The organism is Mesorhizobium sp. M1A.F.Ca.ET.072.01.1.1 (assembly GCF_004023325.1).
Classification (GTDB): domain Bacteria; phylum Pseudomonadota; class Alphaproteobacteria; order Rhizobiales; family Rhizobiaceae; genus Mesorhizobium.
In genome coordinates this window covers 1-4746 of record NZ_RZSF01000417.1, presented here as the reverse complement: position 1 = coordinate 4746, position 4746 = coordinate 1, and the positions used below count along the sequence as shown (strand labels likewise).

At 63.8% G+C, this 4746-nt stretch carries 4 protein-coding genes and 1 pseudogene; all 5 read right to left on the bottom strand.

What is annotated here, in order from left to right:
- Nucleotides 1–843, bottom strand: a pseudogene (locus EOA32_RS33185) (hypothetical protein); the annotation flags it as partial.
- Nucleotides 836–1780: a DUF4007 family protein gene (locus EOA32_RS33180; protein WP_245499473.1), complete on the bottom strand. Its 945-nt coding sequence runs from the start codon at nucleotides 1778–1780 to the stop codon at nucleotides 836–838. The pseudogene EOA32_RS33185 and the gene EOA32_RS33180, both read right to left, overlap by 8 nt.
- 2 nt (nucleotides 1781–1782) lie before the next feature.
- On the bottom strand, nucleotides 1783–3018 hold the full coding sequence (locus EOA32_RS33175; protein ID WP_128373975.1) for an HNH endonuclease domain-containing protein: 1236 nt from the start codon (nucleotides 3016–3018) through the stop codon (nucleotides 1783–1785).
- Nucleotides 3018–4268, bottom strand: coding sequence for a DNA sulfur modification protein DndB (locus EOA32_RS33170; RefSeq protein ID WP_281015299.1), 1251 nt, complete (start codon nucleotides 4266–4268; stop codon nucleotides 3018–3020). Before EOA32_RS33170 ends, EOA32_RS33175 begins: the two co-directional genes overlap by 1 nt.
- Nucleotides 4265–4746: GIY-YIG nuclease family protein (locus tag EOA32_RS38965; protein WP_189407573.1), on the bottom strand; the 482-nt coding region annotated here is incomplete at its 5' end. The genes EOA32_RS38965 and EOA32_RS33170, both read right to left, overlap by 4 nt.

Here is a 4746-nt window from a genome sequence, read left to right as displayed (position 1 = left end):
CAGCGGGGCAGAGCAGGCGTCGACATCCACGTCGAGCGCGGCGGCGATCAGCGTTGCGGCCTGCTCGAGCGGCGGCGAGAACACCACTTCCTCGTAGCGGCCCGCCACCTTCTCCCATTCGCGGCGATGCGCGCTGGTAAGCTGGCTCGCATAGCCGGCGATCGCCTGGTGAACGATCGCCACCACCATAACCGGCTGATCGCCGCTGCGCGCCGCGAGCTCGGCCAGATGCTGCAGCAGATAGACATCGTCGGCCTGATTCTGGGCCGCGGCGAATTCGAGATTTTTGCCCAGTTCATCGAGGATCACGAGCAGGCCAGCCGCCTTGCCGTCCGCGATAAGCGCCGCGCGCAGCGCGTCCAGCGCCGCCACCACGTGCGGTGGCTCGGGTGCCACATTGAGCGCGGTGTTGAGCGCGCGCGGGATGCGCGCGAAGCACCGCGTGGCCGTGGCACGCAGCGCGCGTAGCACGCTTTGGCCTACTGGCTCGCGCTCGCCCACCACGAGCACAGGCTCGAGCCGCCGCGCGGCGCTATAGTCCTGCAACTCTTCGGGCAGCAGCTTCTTCTCGGCGAGCCCGAGTCGCGCGAGCGCCAGCGCGAAGCTCGATTTGCCCGAGCCATAGTCGCCGGTCAGACGCCATGCGCGCGCGGTCGAGCCACTGCGAAAACCATCGGCCAGCCGCTGCGCGGTGGCGCGGATGAACGGCGTTACCACATAATAGAGGCTGGCATGAGGGTCGGCGAAATCGCGCTCGATCTGCACCGAGCGCAGATGGTGCGGCCGCACCTGCAGCAGGGCCTCGAAGCGTGGTTCTGGCGTGCGGGTCTCGGTATCAAGCATCGATCAGCTCCGCAGCGGGCTGCTGGCGGAACAGGTCACGCAGCAGTTGCGTCCCGGCCGGGCACGTGGGGCGGCGCAACATAAATTGGTTGAAGCTCTCGATGAGCTCGATTCGGGCGCTGCGGCCAGCGGCAAGCCGCATTACGCGCGCCAGCACCTCATCTTCGGGCATGCGGAAAACGCGACCCGGTGCGCGATGGCCAAAAGCGATTGAGGATAGCGAAACAGTCTCTTCAAATTCGAACGCATTGCTCCACCAGTCGTGGAGACAATAGGCGAACAGGGCGTCGCTGATCATTGGCTTCGGATCGAGATCGAAGGCGAAGACCGGTTCGCGGCGACCCTGCGCGGTCTCGCGATCGCCAGCGCGCGCCACCAGCCCGAGCGACGACAAGGGACTATCAATCCCTTCCTCGCCGCGGCCGTTGCGACCGCGCAAATAGGTGTGCAGCCAAACGTCGAAATGCTGCCGAGCGCTGACACTCGACAGCGGGCGGACAGCTCGCTCGGCTTCGTGCGCGAACGCGGTCATGACCTCAGACGTGGTGAAGAACCGCTCGCTCCAGCGGTTGATCAGTAACTCCCAGGCGAAGAACGGATTTTCGCGTAGCGTGGCGATGTTCCAGTGGAGCAGCCAGAGCGTCTGCTCGTCCTCGAGGAACCGGTCATAGCCGCCGGCGCCGAGCAACGCCTCGCCGAGGGGTGTGAGCGCCCACTTGCCGTCCTTACGGGTGGCGATGCCATAAGCCTCGACCCAGATCCGCAGCGATTCGACCATGTTCTTGCCGAGGCCAAGCCGAACTACCCCGCGCAGCGGATCACTGAAGACATCGTCGCCCTCTTTGATGGCTTGCGCGGCCTTGGGCAGCCAAGCGGTCCGGAGCGCGAAGCTTTGGTGCCCGCCAAACCGGTACGTCTGCGAGTCCGCTGGAACCATGTTCACCTTTTACCCCTCACCTCACGCCCGGGTGACCCTAGCAGGCCTATGGCCTGACCACCACCCTCGGCTGCAAATTCCTGTGCATCACCGGCCTCGGCGAGACTGCACCAATCTGTCGGAAACCCTTGATTCGCGGCGATTTGTGCGAGGGGGCGGACCAGCTGATGATAGCGATCCTCGATCCATTGCTGGGTAAGCCCGATCAGTTGCGGTGGATCGACGCCGAGAAACTCGGCATAGGTCTGGGCTAGGCCGCGTGGAAGGCCAGGGCGGCGGAGAACGCCGGCGTGCAGCGCGGCGAGCCGCGGCAGATACAGATCAAGCGCCGGGAGATGATCGGATTTGTTGCGGTTCACGGCCGGCACGATTGGGGCCAGATTCCAGAATTCGTCATGAACCACGAACGACCAGGGCAGGAAATGATCGACCTCGAATCGCTCATCGAGTGTCTCGCCGGTGAAGATGTCCGCTAATGCCGGCTCGCCAGCCTGAGCGATGATCTCGGCCCACCACGCCCGGGCCGGCCCAAGCGAGCGACGGCGCGGCAGCTCGAGCTTGTTGACGATGCCCGGAACATTGGGGTTGCGCACCTGAAGGTACCGGGTGAGCTGCTGCTCGGCAAAGCCAAGCACGAGCGCGCGGTTCGCTCCGAGCCAATCGCGCCAGCCCGGCGCGAGCTCCACCAGCACCGCATCGCGCGTTTCGATCAGCCGATAGGGACCGCTATCGGCTCGGCCAAAGGCACAATCCGACACTGCCACGAGCTCGCGCGAGCCGCGCCGGTCGTATGGGGTCGCGCGGGCCGCCTGGGGAAACCAGGTGCCGAGGAAGCGGCCGGGCACAAAGCGAGCAAGCTCATCGACCCAGTCTGGGAGCGCCGGCCAGGCGTCGAGCGCCCGCGATAGCCTCGCGGGCGAGGTTCGCGCCGGCAAGCCCGAGCTTGCTTGGAGCGCGCGCACGCAGTCCTGCAGGCGATCGACCTTGCCGAGCGACAGGCGGAAGAGTGCCACCGCCGCCCACGCGCGGATGACCATTGCCTGCACTAGCCGGGCCGCAGGCAATGGCCGATCGAATTCCGGCAGCAGATCGATGATCGCGAGCAGCCAGAAAAATTTGTACGAGGAGGTTGTGTCGCGAAACACGGCCCCGAGCTCGCGCGTGCGTAACGTGGGCGCGGAGAGCGGACTGGATAGCTGGATTTGGGCGACGATCCGGCCCGCCGTTGCCTCTGTCATCAATTGAACCGCGCAGGCAAGCGGACGCTGCCGCCTGATACACCTTGCGCCAAGGCGAGGCGTTCGCGCAGCTTCGTATCGGCCTTTCGCTCCCCGAGCATATATTGGAGAAGGGCGAGGGCGAGTGAGGCGTTGGCGGTAATCATCCGGTTGCGGCGATCGTCCCAGATCACGCCCTTGAACGGCGCTTTGGTCAGCTCGAGCGGGACCTTCTTGACGAGCTTGAAGGCAGCGGCGAGCGTATGCTCCTTCTGCATAGAGGCGATCAGCCGCATCATGATCGTGAGGCCAACCGGGCGAAACATCAGCCGATGCTTCGGCGCGGCGCGTCCCACCGGTATCAGCTCGCCGAATGTCTTGCTGCGCATCGCGGTGTTGAGCTCGGGGTCGAGCGCGATCAGCCGCTCGAGATAATCGAGGACTTCGTCCGCATAGCGGTTGATAATGCGATCGGGCAGGCGGACGCGCGTGGCGAGCTTCAGTTCGTCGTCGCCACGTCTCGCGCCGATGTCGCCGAGCACCAGTTTAATGAGATCGTAAAAGTGACCGATCGTGGTCAGCGCGGGCGCCTGGGCGGGGATGCTCGGCGTGAATCGGTCGATGTCGACTTGACCTCGATTGAAGAGTACCTGCTCATCTACGAACCGCCGGGTGAGGATAGCGGCCAGATCGACCTCGTCGAGCGCGATGATGTCCCGCTTCGATACCGGGACCGCTTTCTTGTTGATAGCCACAAACAGGCTGCGGGTTCGCCGCAACCCTTTGGCATCGGTCTGGTGCGCCACGAAGAGGACCGACACGTTATCATCGCCGATCTCGGCGTTCTTCTCGAGCGCGCGCCTGATGCCAGCCAGCCGGTGCTGGCCGTCCAGCGCGAAGAGATTTTCCTTTCCGTTGAACTCGAGATAGCCGAGCGCTTCGCGATCCTTGTCGTCGATATCTGACAGGAGATGCGCGTTATTGCGCACCTTCACGTCGAAGGGGTGCCATTGGGGGTGGCCGCCATGGACACCCACCACTAGTGAGTTGAAGAACCGGTCCTGGGTCTTGATCAGATAGTCCGAAATGTCCTGGGCGCGCGTCTTGTCGTCGAGACTGCGCTGGATCATCTCGCTCAGCTTGGGATTGTCGTGGATCTCGCGCGCATAGCGCACCCGCTCCTGAAGATCGGCGAGCCGCATCAGCGCTGCATAATAAAGCCAGCTGCCGAACTGGCCCTGGATGGCGGGAAGGTAGAGCGCGCTACTCATTGCCATGCATTTCGGCTTGCTTTCACTTCAGCGCTGAAATCGCGCAGCGAATAGGGAGGTAGGAGACTGTCGTTAAGCGCACGTTCGATCTCTCGCAATCGCGGCTTGTCGGCCTCATGCTCGGCGAAGCAGAAGTCGGCTTCGCCCCAGAATACGTTCAGGAATTTTCGAACCTGCTTGCGGCCGCGCTCGCTGGTACGTTCGGTCAAATATTGCATGTAGCGGCTGCGCAGATTTTTGGTCTCGCCGGCATATAGCGGAAATAGGACTTGCGGCAGGCCGCCCAGACTGTTGCCCACGATGAAGCAGTAGACCCCTGAACTCTCGGGCACGCCTGTTGCGCCGCCCGCGCGAAACGGGACCACCTGCCAGTTGAGCCCATGGTCTTGCGAAAATTGCGCCCAACGGCCGGGATAAACCGCGCACCGGATGATCCGCAGCTCATCGGCCGCGATTTCCTCCAAAAATGCATCCAACG